The organism is Paractinoplanes tereljensis (genome assembly GCF_016862435.1).
In the GTDB taxonomy this organism is placed as follows: domain Bacteria; phylum Actinomycetota; class Actinomycetes; order Mycobacteriales; family Micromonosporaceae; genus Actinoplanes; species Actinoplanes tereljensis.
Genome location: NZ_BOMY01000041.1, coordinates 337,029 through 351,827, shown reverse-complemented (window position 1 = coordinate 351,827; position 14,799 = coordinate 337,029). Strand labels below are relative to the sequence as shown.

General features: G+C 71.1%; 16 protein-coding genes. 9 read left to right on the top strand and 7 right to left on the bottom strand.

All coding sequences use genetic code 11. From position 1 onward, the window contains the following. Positions 1–9: 9 nt before the first annotated feature. The gene (locus Ate02nite_RS32115) at positions 10–891 is read right to left on the bottom strand and encodes a LysR family transcriptional regulator (protein WP_203811599.1); all 882 of its coding nucleotides are present in this window, start codon (positions 889–891) and stop codon (positions 10–12) included. 83 nt (positions 892–974) lie between these two features. On the opposite strand from Ate02nite_RS32115, the gene Ate02nite_RS32110 reads away from it, so the two are divergent. Next, complete coding sequence (locus tag Ate02nite_RS32110; protein WP_203811598.1) at positions 975–1,517, top strand: nuclear transport factor 2 family protein; 543 nt, start codon at positions 975–977, stop codon at positions 1,515–1,517. Further along, positions 1,514–1,729, top strand: a complete 216-nt coding sequence (locus Ate02nite_RS32105) for a putative signal transducing protein (protein ID WP_203811597.1) — start codon at positions 1,514–1,516, stop codon at positions 1,727–1,729. The genes Ate02nite_RS32110 and Ate02nite_RS32105 overlap by 4 nt, the downstream gene beginning before the upstream one ends. Before the next feature lie 16 nt (positions 1,730–1,745). Here Ate02nite_RS32105 and Ate02nite_RS32100 read toward each other — a convergent pair whose 3' ends face one another. From Ate02nite_RS32100 to Ate02nite_RS32090, 3 genes are all read right to left on the bottom strand, one after another. After that, positions 1,746–2,381, bottom strand: coding sequence for a fasciclin domain-containing protein (locus Ate02nite_RS32100; RefSeq protein WP_203811596.1), 636 nt, complete (start codon positions 2,379–2,381; stop codon positions 1,746–1,748). A gap of 83 nt (positions 2,382–2,464) precedes the next feature. Beyond that, positions 2,465–3,124: an anti-sigma factor gene (locus Ate02nite_RS32095; RefSeq protein ID WP_203811595.1), complete on the bottom strand. Its 660-nt coding sequence runs from the start codon at positions 3,122–3,124 to the stop codon at positions 2,465–2,467. Beyond that, positions 3,078–3,656, bottom strand: a complete 579-nt coding sequence (locus Ate02nite_RS32090) for an RNA polymerase sigma factor (RefSeq protein ID WP_203811594.1) — start codon at positions 3,654–3,656, stop codon at positions 3,078–3,080. Before Ate02nite_RS32090 ends, Ate02nite_RS32095 begins: the two co-directional genes overlap by 47 nt. A 117-nt stretch (positions 3,657–3,773) precedes the next feature. On the opposite strand from Ate02nite_RS32090, the gene Ate02nite_RS32085 reads away from it, so the two are divergent. Continuing rightward, on the top strand, positions 3,774–4,169 hold the full coding sequence (locus Ate02nite_RS32085; RefSeq protein WP_203811593.1) for a DUF2750 domain-containing protein: 396 nt from the start codon (positions 3,774–3,776) through the stop codon (positions 4,167–4,169). A gap of 53 nt (positions 4,170–4,222) precedes the next feature. Beyond that, entirely contained in the window at positions 4,223–6,538 is a 2,316-nt protein-coding gene (locus tag Ate02nite_RS32080; RefSeq protein ID WP_203811592.1) for a putative bifunctional diguanylate cyclase/phosphodiesterase, read from the top strand. On the opposite strand, the gene Ate02nite_RS32075 is transcribed toward Ate02nite_RS32080, so the two are convergent. Both Ate02nite_RS32075 and Ate02nite_RS32070 read right to left on the bottom strand, forming a co-directional pair. Next, positions 6,525–7,178, bottom strand: a complete 654-nt coding sequence (locus tag Ate02nite_RS32075) for a response regulator (protein ID WP_203811591.1) — start codon at positions 7,176–7,178, stop codon at positions 6,525–6,527. The two genes, Ate02nite_RS32080 and Ate02nite_RS32075, sit on opposite strands and share 14 nt — an antisense overlap. Then, the gene (locus Ate02nite_RS32070; protein ID WP_239147848.1) at positions 7,175–8,476 is read right to left on the bottom strand and encodes a sensor histidine kinase; all 1,302 of its coding nucleotides are present in this window, start codon (positions 8,474–8,476) and stop codon (positions 7,175–7,177) included. Before Ate02nite_RS32070 ends, Ate02nite_RS32075 begins: the two co-directional genes overlap by 4 nt. A 132-nt stretch (positions 8,477–8,608) precedes the next feature. Between Ate02nite_RS32070 and Ate02nite_RS32065 the strand changes: the two genes are divergently transcribed. The 4 genes from Ate02nite_RS32065 (at position 8,609) to Ate02nite_RS32050 (ending at position 12,539) form a co-directional block, all read left to right on the top strand. Beyond that, on the top strand, positions 8,609–9,262 hold the full coding sequence (locus Ate02nite_RS32065) for an ABC transporter ATP-binding protein (RefSeq protein WP_203811589.1): 654 nt from the start codon (positions 8,609–8,611) through the stop codon (positions 9,260–9,262). Further along, positions 9,262–11,505, top strand: a complete 2,244-nt coding sequence (locus tag Ate02nite_RS32060) for an ABC transporter permease (RefSeq protein ID WP_203811588.1) — start codon at positions 9,262–9,264, stop codon at positions 11,503–11,505. Before Ate02nite_RS32065 ends, Ate02nite_RS32060 begins: the two co-directional genes overlap by 1 nt. Positions 11,506–11,569: 64 nt before the next feature. Beyond that, positions 11,570–11,902: a hypothetical protein gene (locus Ate02nite_RS32055; protein WP_239147847.1), complete on the top strand. Its 333-nt coding sequence runs from the start codon at positions 11,570–11,572 to the stop codon at positions 11,900–11,902. A 67-nt stretch (positions 11,903–11,969) separates the two neighbouring features. After that, positions 11,970–12,539 (top strand): inositol monophosphatase family protein, encoded by a 570-nt coding sequence (locus Ate02nite_RS32050; RefSeq protein ID WP_203811586.1) that lies wholly within the window; start codon positions 11,970–11,972, stop codon positions 12,537–12,539. Positions 12,540–12,593: 54 nt separating this feature from the next. Here Ate02nite_RS32050 and Ate02nite_RS32045 read toward each other — a convergent pair whose 3' ends face one another. Continuing rightward, entirely contained in the window at positions 12,594–13,952 is a 1,359-nt protein-coding gene (locus Ate02nite_RS32045; protein WP_203811585.1) for an aminomethyl transferase family protein, read from the bottom strand. A 141-nt stretch (positions 13,953–14,093) separates the two neighbouring features. Between Ate02nite_RS32045 and Ate02nite_RS32040 the strand changes: the two genes are divergently transcribed. Beyond that, positions 14,094–14,780, top strand: coding sequence for an aminomethyltransferase family protein (locus tag Ate02nite_RS32040; protein ID WP_203811584.1), 687 nt, complete (start codon positions 14,094–14,096; stop codon positions 14,778–14,780). The last annotated feature ends 19 nt before the right edge of the window (positions 14,781–14,799 follow it).

Here is a 14,799-nt window from a genome sequence, read left to right as displayed (position 1 = left end):
GACGCCACTCTACTGTGGACGCGGCGTGAAGGCGGTCGCCAGCTCGTCGAACAGAGGGTTCGCCGACGGGTGCGGGGAGCGACGTGGGGTGATCGTGTAGATGCCGCGGGTCGGCGGGTCCACCAGGGGCACGGTGGTTACGTCGGCTCGTAGCGCGGACGTCAGCACGCCGGGAATCAGGGCGATGGCGTGCCCGGTGGCTACCAGCGCGATCTTGCCGGGCAGGTCGGCCGCGGTCAGGTCGATGCGCGCGGTTACCCCGGCGCGGGCGGCGTGCTGGCGCAGCAGCGTGGCCGAGCCGTCGTTGTCCTCGGCCCAGGTCTGGTCGGCCAGCGCCCGGATGTCCACCGGGGCGGGGCCGGCCTGCGGATGGCCGATGGGCAGCACCACCACCATCTCGTCCAGGCCCAGGAAGCGCCGGTCAACGCGCGGGTCGTTGGGCAAGCCCGGTGGCGCGTCGGTGACCAAGGCGACGTCCAGGTCGCCGGCGATCACCCGGTCGTGCAGCTGGGCGCTCGGGCCGGGGGACAGGGTCCAGCGGAACGGGTCCGTGCGGTCCAGCAGGCGGCGGATCGCCGCGGGCACGAGGCCGGCCGCCAGCGACGAGGTCGCGCCGACCGCCAGCGGACGTTGCCGGGGCTCCTGGACGGCGCGGACCGCGCGGTCGACCTCCTTGAGCGCGATCACGGCGTGCTGGTGGAACACCTCGCCGGCGGGTGTCGGCCGTACGCCGCGCCCGTGCCGTTGCACCAGCGGCGTGCCCAGGCTGCGTTCCAGGCCGGCGATCTGCCGGGAGACGGCCGACTGGGTGTAGCCGAGTTCGGTGGCGGCCGCCGACAGCGACCCGAGCCGGCAGGCCGTCACGAACGTCCGCCACGCGACCAATTCCATGACCGGAAGTATGCACATCACGCATGGCTGCGATGCTCGATCTGCGCTTGTCGCATCCCGGCGGGGCTCGCACAGTGGGAGCCATGAGGATCGCCGCACTCGGATTGGGCCGGATGGGAACCGCGATGGTGACCCGACTCGCGGAGCGTGACCGGGAGGTGGCCGGCTGGACGCGGTCCGGGGGTGGTCACCCCGGCGACGCGGTGGCCGAGGCCGACGTCGTACTCCTGGCGTTGTTCGACGGCGAGGCCTGCCACCAGGTCATCGAGGCCGTGCTCGAACCTCTGCGCGCCTACATCCGTGGCCACGCCACCGGCGACCCCGCTCACTTCCGGGACGCCTTCCTGCCCACCGCCCACATCGAAGGACTCCGGGACGGCGTCTTCGTGTCCTGGGACCTGGATGAGTACTGCGGCCTCTTCCCGGGCCGCCCGGCCGCCGACGAACCGGCGCGCACCCGCCGGATCGACGCCGTCGACGTGCACGGCACCATCGCGACCGCGTCGATGACGCTCCGCCACGGCGCGGACACGTTCACCGACACGTTCCTACTGATCCGGATCGACAAACGCTGGCGGATCGCCAACAAGACCTACCACCGCGAGACGAGTACGGTGGTCGCGTGACGAATCAGACGGTGCCCGTGGCCAGCGTGTCGAGCCGGGCCGAGGGTGACATCGTGGCCGGCCTGTTGCGAAGCGCCGGCATCGAGGCCCGGGTGACGGCCGACGATGCCGGCGGTGAGATCGGCTCCTTCCAGCTGGAAGGCGTGAGCGTGCTGGTCGCCCCGGCCGACGAGGCCGAGGCACGTGCGATCGTGGCCGACGCGACGTCCTAGATCGCGGCCAAAAGGGTTAGGGCAGGTCGATCGGGCGCAGCACCCGGTCGATGCCGTGCGCGATCTGCTTGTTGCCCTTGTTGATGTTGAAGACGACGACCCGCGGGTTACGGTCGCTGGTGTCGGCGTCGATCAGCTGGATTCGCCGGTGACGGTAGCCGTACACATCTACCTTGATGGTGGATTTTGCGGCCGTGGTGAGGCGGGCGTTGTCGGACTTCAACGCCGCGGCCCGGGTCACGGTGGCGCCCGGCACGACGTGGTAGAGCAGCACCGATTCGACGGTGTCGATGCCCAGGCCGGCCACCGCGGTGAAGGCGGCCTTCTCGCCGGGCAGTCGGCGGGTGTGCTGAATGTCGGCGACCAGGGTCTCGAACGCGCGGTCGTTCGGCAGGAACGCGGTCAGCGCCGTCTTGCCGTCGGTGAGGACGCCGACCGGGCTGGCCGGCTTGGCCTTGAGCACGGCGAGCACCGCGGCGGTGAGGATGTCGTAATCGCGCCCGTTGTGGTCGAAGCCGGTGCCGTGCGCGGTGAGCACCGCGGCCAGCGACCGGGTGCCCAGCGACCTGGTATGTGCGTCGGCCGGCGATGCGGCCAGGGCGGAGAGCACCACAGCGGTGGCCGTGACGGCGACGGTTCGGGTGAACCTCATCGTTGCGTGTCCTTTCGGGTACGGGGTGGTGGCGTCGGTGCCACCACCCCGTACTTCGATCGCATCGCCTTTGCTGGATGCACTCAGGACGTGAGGGTTCCGCGGAGCAGGCTGTGGCCGGAGTGGGCGGCGTCGCCGTCGTGCGGTTCGTCGCTGATGTCGACCAGCCGGTACCGGTTCATGTCGACGCCGGGCGGCACCGGCAGGGTCGCGTCCGGCCGGTCGGTCAGGTTGCCGATCGCGATCATCTTGGTGGGATGATCCGGGTCGATCAGCCACACCTCGTGGAAACCGCTGGTCAGCGGCAGGTTGCGGACGTCCACCCGCATCTCGCCGCCGGACAGCACCCGTACCGTGCCGTTCGCGTCGGCCGGCACCGTGGCCAGCGGTTTCAGCGTGGCCCGCGCGGTCACCGTCTCGGCCGGAGCGCGCACGATCCGGTTGAGTACGACGGTGCCGGCCACCGCCAGGACCACGACGGCGGCCGCGGCCAGCAGCCAGTGTGATCGACGGCCGCGCCGTTCCGGGGGGTCGAGGGCCGCTTCGATGCCCTCCCACACCCGGGCCGGTGGGGCGGGCAGCCGGTCGAGGTCCGGTCCTTCGGCGCCGAGTTCGGCGACATGCCGCAGCGCGTCGAGGTCGTGCCGGCAGCCGGGGCACTCGGCCAGGTGGCCGGCCTCGAAGGAATCAAGCGGTTCAGCGAGCGCGAGAAGCGCCAGCCGATCGGGATCCAAATGCCGCACCGTCCACCTCCCATCGACGTCGCAGGTTAGCCATCCCACGCCGGATATGGCTCTTGACCGTGCCGAGCGGCAGCCCGGTGACCGCCGCTATCTGGGGATGCGTGAGGTCGTCGAAGAACGCCAGCTCCAGGGTGCGGCGCTGCTCGGCCGGCAGCCGGCTGAGCTCGTCGGCGATGATCAGCCGGTCGATGATCCGTTCCGGGGGCTCGGTCTCGTCCGGCGCCGGTGCCTGGGCGCTGACCGTCTCGGCCACCCGTCTGTCGCGCGCGGCCGACCGCAGCCGGTCGACGGCCTTGCGCTTCGCGATGCCGAGCAGCCAGCCCAGCATCGTGCCGCGCTGCGGGTCGAAGCCGGCGCGCCCGGTCCAGGCCGCGACGAAGGTCAGCTGGGTGACGTCCTCCGCGTCGGCCCGGTTGCCCAGCACCCGCTGGGCCAGGTAGAACACGGTCGCGCCATGCTGGTCGTACGCCTCCCGAAGGGCCTTCTCGTCGCCGTCGCGTAAGCGTTCGGCGAGCTCGCCGTCGGAGTCCATCGACCTCCTTCGCAGACAGGTTCTCATCGTTGTTCGTTGCGGGGCCGGTCGGTGGATGCACCTTCGGGGACGGATACCATCACGTCGGAAACTGGCGATTCGGACAATGGAGGTTCAGTGGCACCGGACGACATCTCGCGCCGGGAGGCGGAACGCCTTCGTGGCCTGGCCGATGATGCCCGGGTGGCCCGAACTTTCGAGGTTCTCGCCGACCAGGGCGCGTTGTGGGTCTGGGGGGACGAGGAGGAGATCCTGTTCACCGAGGACGCCCGGCGGAACACTCTGTTGCCGATCTGGCCCTATGCGACGGTGGCCCGGCTGGAGAACGAGGGTGAGGTCGACGGCGAGCACGCCATCCGGATCGCGGTGGACGTGTTCCTGACCGAGTGGTTGCCGCAGCTCAAGGACGACGACGCCGGCATCTCGATCTTCCCTGTCGAGGAGACGAACACGTCGGTTCTCACCCTGGACGAGTTCCGTTCACGGATGACGGCGGCGCTCCGGCTGAATTAGGGCGCCCGTTCGGGGGAGATCAGCTCCATTCCAAGGTCGATAGTGTCGGGGCCGTGACACGGACGGATCGGACCGCCCGGTGGTACGTGCAGGCCACCGTGGTCGTTGCCGCGCTCGGCATCGGATGGTGCGTGGTCTATCTGACCACCGGCGCCGGGACCGAGGCGTTCGCGTACGTCTTCGTCCCGATCGGCGGCGCCCTCGCCGCCGGGGCCGTCCAGCAGATGGCCCGCGGCGGCCTCGGCGTGGACCCGGTGGCCCGGCGGTTCTGGCGGGCGACCCTGCTCAGCGTCGGCGTGATGACGGCCGGCTACGCCTGGCTGGCCGTGGACATGCTGGCCCACGCCTCCCAGGCCCGCACCCGCAGCATGCCGATACCGGCGGCGGCCCTGGTCGCGGTCGGGTTCCTGATCGCCATCTGGGCACTGGCCCGGGTGCCGGTCGCCCCCACCGACGGGGTCGAGCGGTGGCGGGTGGCGCTGGACCGGACGATCGCGTTCCTCGGCAGCGCGGCCGTGTTGTGGTACGTCGGGCTGGCACCGATGCTCTCCGCCCGCGAACCGTGGAGTCTGCAGGCGACAGCGCTGGTCGGGCTGGGTTTCCTGGCCGCCGCCGGCGCCGCGACCAAGGTGTCGTACGTGGTGAGTGGCCCGGTCGACCGGCTGGCGATGCGGCTGGTCGCGGCCAGCGGCGGGATCCCGGCCGGGGCGGTCGCCGTGCTCGCGGTGCGGTACGGATTCGCCGCCACCATCCCGGCCCAGGCGATCGTGATGCCGCTGGCCCCGATACTGATCACCCTCGGGGTGGCGATCCAGAACCGGGCCGACCGGGGGCTGCGCCGCGACCCCGTCCGCACCGGCGTCCTGTTGCCCTACCTGGCCGTGGTGGCGGTCGACCTGCCACTGATCGCCATCGCGTTCGGCGCCCCGCTGGGCTGGCCGGTCCGGGTGGCCCTGATCGGCACGGTGTCGGTGACCGCGCTGGTCACCGTCCGGCAGTTCATCACGTACCGGGAGAACGCCAAGCTGCTGGCCAACACCCGGGTCCAGGAGAAGCGGCTGCAGTACGAGGTCAGCCACGACGGCCTGACCGGGCTGGCCAACCGGGCGCTGTTCCGGGACCGCCTCGCCGCCGCGCTGGCCGGCCCCGGCCCGGCGGCGGTGCTGCTTGTCGACCTGGACGATTTCAAGACCGTCAACGACCTGCTCGGCCACGGGGTCGGCGACCGCCTGCTGGTCTCGGTCGCGCGGCTGCTGCGCACCGAGGCCGGGCCGGACGCCCTGCCGGTGCGGGTCGGCGGCGACGAGTTCGCGGTGCTGCTCACCGAGCCCGGCGCCGACCCGGACGCGCTGGCCGGGCGGCTGCTGACCGCGTTCACCAGCCCGATCAGCGAGCACCGCCTGCTGGTGCAGGCCAGCATCGGGATCGCGGTCGCCGGGCCCGGGGCCACCGTCGACTCGGTGCTGCTGAACGCCGACGTCGCGATGTACTCGGCCAAGCAGCGCGGCAAGGCCGGCTTCGTGCGGTACGCGGACGGCATGCGCGAGCCGGTGCTGGCCCACATGCAGCTCGGCGGCGAGCTGCGGCGGGCCCTGGACAACGACGAGTTCCGGGTGGTCTACCAGCCGATCATGCGGCTGGAGGACAACCGGCTGATCGGGGTGGAGGCCCTGATCCGCTGGCATCACCCGACCCGCGGTGTCGTCGCCCCGGCCGAGTTCATCCCGGCCGCCGAGCGGACCGGCCTGATCGTGCCGCTGGGCCGGTTCGTCCTGCACGAGACCTGCCGGCAGGCGGCGGCCTGGCTGGCCGAGTTCGGCCCGGACGCGCTGAAGGAGGCCGGCCTGAACGTGTCGGCCCGGCAGCTGCACGACCCCGACTTCGTGGCCGACGTGACAAACGCGCTGGCCGAGAGCGGGCTGCCCTGCGAGCGGCTGGTGCTCGAGGTGACCGAGTCGGCGGTGCTGCGCGGCCAGCAGGTCTCCCGCGCGCTGTACGACCTGGACCGGATGGGCATCCGGCTCGCCCTGGACGACTTCGGCACCGGCGAGTCGTCGCTGAGCCTGCTCCGGGCCTTCCCGGCCGCGATCATCAAGCTGGACAAGTCGTTCGTGGACGGCATCGAGATCGACGACGGCCAGCCGGCGGCGGCCGACGCCCGGCAGGCGGTAGCCCGCGCGGTGCTCCAGCTGGCCCGGGCGTTCGGCCTGGACACCGTCGCCGAGGGGGTGGAGAGCGCCGAGCAGGTGGCCGTGCTCCGCGAGCTCGGTTACACCGTCGGCCAGGGCTTCCACCTGGCCGAGCCGATGACCGCGGACGGCGTGTCCGGCCTGCTGACCCGGCAGACGTCGGCCCTCAGGATGGCGTGACCAGGCGGCTCTCGTAAGCGACCACCACCGCCTGCACCCGGTCGCGGAGGCCGAGTTTGGCCAGTACCCGGGCCACGTGGGTCTTCACTGTCGCCTCGGACAGGAAGAGCCGGCCGGCGATCTCCACGTTGCTCAGCCCCTGCGCGACAAGGGTCATCACCTCGCGTTCCCGGGGCGTCAGCGCGGCCAGATCGCGGTGCAGCGGCGACTCGCGGGGTTCCGGCGTGGTGAACCGTTCGACCAGCCGGCGGGTGATGCTCGGGGCGAGCAGCGCGTCGCCGTCCCGGACGATCCGGATCGCCGCCACCAGGTATTCCGGGGTGACGTCCTTGAGCAGGAAGCCGCTGGCGCCCAGGCCGAGCGCCGCGTAGACGTAGTTGTCCAGGTCGAACGTGGTGAGCATGATGACCCGCGGCGGGGCGTCGCCGACCAGGATGCGGCGGGTGGCCTCGATGCCGTCCACCGTGGGCATCCGGATGTCCATCAGCACCACGTCGGGCCGGGTGCGCCGGACCGCCTCGATCGCCTCGGCGCCGTTCTCCGCCTCGCCGACCACGTCGATGCCGTCGGCGGTGAGGATCATGCGGAAGCCGGCTCGCACGAGCGCCTGATCGTCGGCGATCACCACCCGCAGGGTCATCTGGTCTCCAGGGGGAGTTGAGCCTGCACGCGGTAACCGCCGGTGAGCCGGGCGGCGGCCTGCAGCGTGCCGCCGTAGACGGCGAGTCTCTCACGCAGCCCGGCCAGGCCGCGTCCCGTCGATGCGGCGGCCTCGGGGGTCGGCCGGCCGCCGGTGTCGGTCACCGTGATGCACAGCTCGTCCGGCGTGTAGACGACGTCGACCGTCGCGCTCGCCCCGGACGCGTGCTTCACGGTGTTGGTGAGGGCTTCCTGCACGACCCGGTAGGCGGCCAGCTCCAGGCCGGCCGGCAGCGGGACCCGGTCGCCGCTGGTGGTCACGGTGACCTCGATGCCGGCGTCGCGCACCCGGTCGATCAGCGGCGGTAGCTGGGCCAGGCCGGGCTGCGGATCGAGGGCGTCCTCCTCGGCCGCGGCCAGCAGCCCCATCACCCCGCGCAGCTCACCGAGCGCCGCCCGGCCGCCCTCCTCGACCGCGAGCAGAGCATCGCGGGCGGCCTCGGGGGAGTTGTCGAGGACCTTGCGGGCGGCCCCGGCCTGGATGACCATCATCGACACGTTGTGGGTGACGATGTCGTGCAGCTCGCGGGCGATCCGGGCGCGTTCCTCGCGGGTGGCTTCGCGCAGCGCGTCGGCCCGTTCGAAACGCAGCCGGTCGGCCCGCTCGCGCCAGGTGCGCATGCCGTTGACGGCCAGCCCGATCGGCAGCAACACCAGGAACGGCACCCAGGCCACCGGCACGATCGGCACGGCCAGGTCGGGAAAGGAACTGAACAACAAGGCTGCCAACGGCAGCGAACCCAAGGCCCACAAGCGATAGGGACTGTACGCCGCGGCGCTGTAACCGGCGATCACGCAGGCGTAGAACGAGACCCGGAGGATGTCGGTGCTCGGTTCCACCCCGTGCAGCGACAGCACCGTGATGCCGAGAATGCCGATCATGGTGGTCAGCGGATAGCGGCGCCGGAAGACCAGCGGAAGGATCGCGGCGATCGCGATGAAGCCCGGCCCCTGCGGATCGGGCATCACCGGCGGGTGGAAGCCATCCGGGAGATTCGCCGGTTCCGCCGGTTCGGCTGGTTCCGCCGCCTCCGGGAGATCCGGGAGATCCGGGAGGTTGGGTACCTGCACCGCCACCGCGTCGTTCGTGGTGTCGAACAGGTGGTCGGTGATGTCGGTGCCGCTGAGCGCTACCAGGACGAACACCGCAACCAGCAGCCCGTCGAAGGCCCAGTTGCGGCGGGTCATCCGCGGCTGCGGCCCCGATCGGCGGCGCAGTGCCCTGAGGAACGCGGTCACCGGCCCATTCTGTACGGGCGGCCCAGCCGTACGCATCCATCGCTGGACTACGCCGCAAGGATGACCCCGGCCGCCGAAGGGGTTCTCCCGGCCGACGACCGCGGTGCCCCGGCGTCCCTAGCGTCCCCAACCATGATTGATGTCGTAGATGTGAGCCGCCGGTACGAGAGCGACCAGGCCGCCCTGGACCACCTGAGCCTGCACGTCGCCGAGGGGGAGTGCCTGGCCCTGCTCGGCCCGTCCGGCAGTGGCAAGTCGACCCTGCTCAACCTGATCGCCGGCCTGGACCGGCCCACCGAGGGCACGGTCACGGTCGGCGGCACCCGGGTGGACCGGCTGAGCGAGGCCGCCGCCGCCCGCTACCGCCGGGCCACCGTCGGCCTGGTCTTCCAGTTCTTCAACCTGCTCGACGACCTGACCGTCACCGACAACGTGCTGCTGCCCGCGCAGATCGCCGGCAAGTCGGCCGGGTCCCGCCGGCGCGCCCAGCAACTGCTCGAGACGCTCGGCATCGACCGGCACGCCGACGCCTACCCCGGCCGGCTCTCCGGCGGGGAGCGGCAGCGGGTCGCGGTCGCCCGGGCACTGATGAACAAGCCACCCCTGCTGCTCGCCGACGAGCCGACCGGCGCGCTGGACACCGCGTCCGGCGCGGAGGTGCGCAAACTCCTGATCGACCTGCACGCCGAAGGCCAGACCATCGTCATGGTCACCCACGACGAGGTCCTCGCGGCCGCGGTCGCGACCCGGACCGTACGCCTCATCGACGGTCAGGTGGCGTCCTGATGAGCGCGATCCGGACCGTCGTGCGCGGAGCCCAGCGGCGCCGCGTCGCCACCATCGTGATCGTCGCGGCCACCGCGATGGCCGTGACCGCGACCGTCCTGGCCGGCCTGCTGCTGGCCGCGTCGTCGGCCCCGTTCGCCAACGCGTTCGCCAAGCAGCACGGCGCCCACCTGACCGCGTACTTCGACGCCGCCAAGACCACCAAGGACCAGGCCGCGGCGACCGCGTCGCAGGCCCAGCAGGCGGTCGGCCCGTTCCCGGTGACCACGGTCGAGACGAAGCTCGACGACGGCCCCGGCCGCGGCCCCACGCTTCCGCCGATGCAGGTGGCCGGCCGGGCCACCCCGGGCAACGACGCGATCGACAAGGCCACCCTGCTGTCCGGCCACTGGCCCCGGGCCACCGACGAGATCGTGATCGTCCGTACCAATCTGCGGCTTCCCGCCGGAACCGCCCTGACCCTCACCAACGGATCCACGCTCAAGGTCGTCGGTGAGGCCCGGTCGATCAGCCAGACCGCGCAGGGCTGGATGACCCCCGAGGGGGTCGCCGCGCTGGGCCAGACCGGCTGGCAGATGCTTTACCGGTACGCCGACGCCGGTTCCGAGACGGCGATGACCGCACACCAGACGGCTCTGGGCGCGGGCGTGCAGACCCAGTCCTGGCTGGGCGTCCGGGCCGACGCCGCCCACCGTACCCAGCTGTTCGTGCCGCTGCTGAGCGCGTTCGGGCTGATCGGCCTGGCCCTGGCCGCCCTGGTGATCGGCAACGTCACCGCCGGGACGATCGCCTCGGCCACCCGCCGGATCGGGGTGATGAAGGCGCTCGGCCTGACTCCCGCCCAGGTGGTGCGGGCCTGCCTGGCCCAGGCCCTGATCCCCGGCCTGATCGGCGCGGCTCTCGGTATCGTCGCCGGCGACCTGCTCGCGATCCCGCTGACGGCCGACGTAGCCGACCTGTTCGGCACCGTCCCGATGTCGGTCACCCCGTGGGTGGATGCCGCCGCGATCGTCGCCGCGGTGCTGGTGATCGGCGCGACGGCGGCCCCCGCCGCGTGGCGGGCGGCCCGGCTGCGCACGGTCGACGCGCTGGCCGTGGGCCGTACCCCGCAGAGCGGCCGTGGCCGCCTGGCCGCCCGCCTGGCCGCCCGGTCCGGGCTGCCGAGGTCGCTCAGCATCGGCCTGGCCCAGCCGTTCACCCGACCGGCCCGGCTGCTGGTCATGCTGCTGACGGTCGCGCTCGGCACGGCGGCGGCGACGTTCGCCATCGGCCTGGCCAGCTCGCTGCGCCTGGTCCAGGCGGCCGACCAGAAACCCGAGACCTCGGCCGACGTGCTGGTCCTGCCGCCGATGGACGGCAGCGACCCGCGCGTGGTCCTGGACGCCACGGCCGGAACCGGAAGCTACTACGGCCGGGGCCCGGCCGACGTGACGGTGGACGGGCTGCGCCAGGCCGCCCGGGGCAACATCACCGTCGGCGACGCCCGGGCCGCCGGTTACGACATGCTCGCCGGCCGCTGGTACACCGCCCCCGGCGAGGCCGTAGTCACCACCGGCTTCCTGACCGCCACCGGCAAGCACGTGGGAGACACGGTCACCGGCGCCGGCCACGGCCCGCTCACCCTGGTAGGCGAGGTGTTCGACGGCAGCGCCAACAACCACCTCTACACCGACGCGGCCAGCCTGCCCAACCAGAAGGACCAGACCTTCGAGTGGTACGTCAAGCTGACCCCCGGCACCGACCGCACCGCGTACCTGCAGGCTCTGGAGAGCAAGCACCTGAGCGCCGAGGCCACCAAGGCCGAGGGCGCGGACGGAACGCTGGTCATCCTGGACTCGCTGACGGCTCTGCTGACGGCCCTGCTGGTGTCGGTGGCCGCGCTGGGCATCCTGAACGCGGTAGTCCTCGACTCGCGCGATCGGGTGCACGACATCGGCGTACACAAGTCTCTGGGAATGACCCCGAAGCAGACCGCCGCGATGGTCATCGCCTCGGTCGGAATCCCCGGCCTGATCGGCGGCCTAGCCGGCGTCCCCGCCGGCTACCTGGTGCACCACTGGGCCGTTCCGGCCATGGCCGAAGGCGCAGGCATCCGCCTGCCCGAATCCACAATCGACGTGTACGCCGTGGGCCTGCTGGCCATCCTGGCCCTGGCCGGCCTGTTCCTGGCGGCCGGCGGAGCCCTGCTGCCGGCGGGTTGGGCCGCCCGAACCCGAACGGCGGTGGCCCTGCGCACCGAGTAGCGCTTGATCTCGGGTGCTTGTATTGCCTGCGCAACCGCCAGAGTTGATCATCGGGGGAGTCGCAGTGACACGCTTGGCCGGTTTCTGGGCGCTGCTGGGCGGGGGTGTCCTGGTAGCGGTGCTGACGGTCGCTCTGCAGCCGGTCGTCAGCCAGCAGGACTGCTCCAACTACGGTGCGAGCGGCAACGCCAGCGCCTTCGCCGACCCGGCCTGGGACCTGCGATTCCCCTTGGTCCTGCTCGGCTGGGTGGCCCTGGTCGTGCTGGAACAGGCCCTCCCGTTCACCTGGCGGCGGCGCCGCCCGGCCGAGGTCGCCGGCCGGGCCGCCGCCGCGGTGCTGGCCGCCACCACGGTCGGCTGCTGCCTGGGCCTCACCCTCGGCACGGTGTGCCGCTGAGGCCGAAGTCTTTGGCGTGACGGACCCGCCGCAACCTGCTCAAAGATCAATTGCACGCGGATCAATCATGACAGCACTCCCGCCTGGTGAGTGGTGGGCTGTCGACCCGACCGAGGGTGCCGTCAACTACGTGCACGGCATGGACCAGTGGGCGGTGACCGTCACCCTGATCACGGACAACGTGCCGGTGCTCGCGGTCGTCCACCAGCCGGTCGGTGACCGGACCTGGACCGCGGTGCGGGGCGCGGGTGCTTTCCGCAACGGTGAACCTCTCGCGGTGTCGGTGAAGACGGATGTTGACGCGGCGATCGTCACGATGACCCAGCCCCGCACTCAGAACCGGCGCTTCGGCGACGCCGTGGCGGCCCTGCTGGACAAGGTTCTGTTCATCCGTTCCACGGTGCCCAGCACGTTCCCGTTGCTCGATCTCGCCGGAGGTCATGTCGACGCGTATTGGCAGTACGAGTGCGACCTGATCGGGGTGGCCGCGGGTGTCCTGCTCGTCACCGAGGCGGGCGGCGTGGTCACCGATCTGCTCGGCGAGTCCTGGAAGCCCGGTTGCACCGACATCCTGGCCGCGGCTCCCGGCCTGCACAGGGAACTGCTGGCGGTACTGCACGGGGAAGGCGCGTACTGACAGGGAACTCACCATCCTCTTTGGCCGGCGGGGCGACGGGCCTCGAACTGACGGTCAAAGGTGAGTGACGTCGGTGCGGCGGTGGTCAGGTTTGAACGGGAGCGTGGTGACGGTGGCGCGGATCTCGCGTTGGGGGGTGCCGGGTCGGCCCCACAGGATGGTTACCTCGGTCCCGGGGGTGGCGTAGCGGGGGGCGATTACGCCGAGTGAGATCGTTCCGTGCACGTTGATGCTCATGGCGCGGCCCGTGGATACCCCGGCTTGCTGTCCGTCGACCAGGATCTGGTCGAACGCCGGGCCGTTGAAGCGGGGGAGCTGCATCTGTTCGGCCGGCGAGGCGCCGAACAGGGAGGCGAAGACGGCGGTGACGTCGTCGTCGTTCCAACGCAGGCCGGCAAGAGTGCGCAGCTCGCCGGCGTGGGCCGCGGCGAGGTCGGCGGCGAAGGCGTCGCGGCCGATGAAGTCATGTGCGGGGACGGCTTTGCGCGGGCCCCATCCGAGTTCGCCGGGTTTGCGGAAGTAGTCGGTGAACGCCGCCGGGACGAAGCTGCCACCGATGGGGCGGTGCCGGAACTGGGTAGGTGCCCCGGGGGTGATGCCCGCGGCGGGCATGTAGTCCAACCCGTTGGTGGCGATGCCGGCCTCGATGTGTTGCACGGACTGCGATCCGAAGCCCAGCAGTCGGAGACCGAAGCCGGCGCCGGCCTCGGCGACCGCCGACCAGATGGTGCTGGCGTGTTCGGCGGCGCCGTGTAGCTCGTAACCGAGTTCGCCGGAGATCCCGGTGCGCAGGACGCGGAGCGGGATGCCGTCGAGTTCGGCGGGGCGGCTGTGGTTGAAGGCGATGTCGCGCAGGCTCTGACCGGTGGCCTTCTCGAGGACGTGCAGCGATTGCGGGCCTTGGACGCCGAAGATGAACCGGTCGGGGCTGATGTCGCTGATCTCGGCGTTCCAGGTGCCCTTGCTGAACTGCCAGGCCAACCAGTCGCCGCTGCCGGCGGTGTACAGGAACTCTTCCTCACCGAGGCGGCAGAGCACGCCTTCGGAGGCGACGAAGCCATTGTCGTCGAGCTGCACGTGGTGCTTGATCTGGCCGAGTGCGAAGTCGCTGAGGTTCGCCGGGCTGAGGGTGCTGAGGAACGCGAGTGCCTGCGGACCGCGAATCAGGATCTTGTTGAGCGGTGTCCAGTCACCGAGGTAGCAGGACGTGACGTGGGCGGCGGTCTCGTCGGCCCAGTCGGTGTAGTGCAGCGGCAGCATCAGCTGGGCGAACAGGCCGTAGGTGCCGGCTGGGTTCGCGGCGTCCTGGGCTGCTGCGGCGGGGCTGAACATCGCGGGCCGCTGCTGGATGAAGGGTGCGTTCCGGTTGGCGAGCAGTTGCTCGTAGATGGCGCGCTGCTGTCCTGAGGTCATGGACCGGACCGTACCGTCCGGTACAGGGCGTGTTAAGGGTTTGTCATTCTCGAAATCTTGCAAGCTTAGGTTGTGACCTGTGCCACCGTACCGTACGGTACGGTCCGTCCGTTAGCGCAGCTCCTGACGGAAGGAAGGCTGATGGCAAGTCTCGAGGACGCGATCCGGGAGGCCGGGGATCCGCTGGCCCTGATGCGTAGCGGCCGGTCCGGACCGTACCCGTTCCCGATCCGGGCGGAGTTCACCAACTGGCGTGACGAGCAGGAGAGCTGGCGTACCAGCGCGGCTCTGATGGATCTGTCGCATCACATGACGGATCTGACCATCGAGGGGCCCGACTGCTACCGGCTGCTGTCCGACGTCGGGGCCAACAGCTTCACCGGGTTCGGGCCGCTGAAGGCCAAACAGCTGGTCGCGGTCAACCACGACGGTTACATGATCGGTGACTGCATCCTGTTCTGTCTCGACGACAACGCGGTGCGCATCGTCGGGCGGCCGCCGGCCTTGAACTGGGTGCAGTTCCACGCCGAGACCGGCGGCTACGACGTCACCTGGCGCCGCGACGAGCGGACCGCGCAGAATTCGCACGGCCGAGAGTTCTACCGGCTGCAACTGCAGGGCCCGTACGCGGCCCAGATCTTCGAGAAGGTCAACGGTGGCCCGATGCCGGCCATCCCGTTCTTCACGATGGGTCGCTTCCGCATCGGGGGACGTCAGGTCACCGGGCTCAACCACCGCATGTCCGGTCGCTGGGCGGCAGCTTCGTCTCCGGCGACGTTCGCGACTACTACGTCACCCCCTGGGACCTCGGGTACGGGCACATCCTGAAGTTCGACCACGACTTCAT

Coding starts and splice junctions, on each gene's coding strand:
- Ate02nite_RS32060 (WP_203811588.1), top strand. CDS start 9,262: ATGAGCGCGATCCGGACCGTCGTGCGCGGAGCCCAGCGGCGCCGCGTC.
- Ate02nite_RS32090 (WP_203811594.1), bottom strand. CDS start 3,656: ATGGACTCCGACGGCGAGCTCGCCGAACGCTTACGCGACGGCGACGAG.
- Ate02nite_RS32075 (WP_203811591.1), bottom strand. CDS start 7,178: ATGACCCTGCGGGTGGTGATCGCCGACGATCAGGCGCTCGTGCGAGCC.
- Ate02nite_RS32065 (WP_203811589.1), top strand. CDS start 8,609: ATGATTGATGTCGTAGATGTGAGCCGCCGGTACGAGAGCGACCAGGCC.
- Ate02nite_RS32100 (WP_203811596.1), bottom strand. CDS start 2,381: ATGAGGTTCACCCGAACCGTCGCCGTCACGGCCACCGCTGTGGTGCTC.
- Ate02nite_RS32115 (WP_203811599.1), bottom strand. CDS start 891: ATGGAATTGGTCGCGTGGCGGACGTTCGTGACGGCCTGCCGGCTCGGG.
- Ate02nite_RS32050 (WP_203811586.1), top strand. CDS start 11,970: ATGACAGCACTCCCGCCTGGTGAGTGGTGGGCTGTCGACCCGACCGAG.
- Ate02nite_RS32045 (WP_203811585.1), bottom strand. CDS start 13,952: ATGACCTCAGGACAGCAGCGCGCCATCTACGAGCAACTGCTCGCCAAC.
- Ate02nite_RS32040 (WP_203811584.1), top strand. CDS start 14,094: ATGGCAAGTCTCGAGGACGCGATCCGGGAGGCCGGGGATCCGCTGGCC.
- Ate02nite_RS32110 (WP_203811598.1), top strand. CDS start 975: ATGAGGATCGCCGCACTCGGATTGGGCCGGATGGGAACCGCGATGGTG.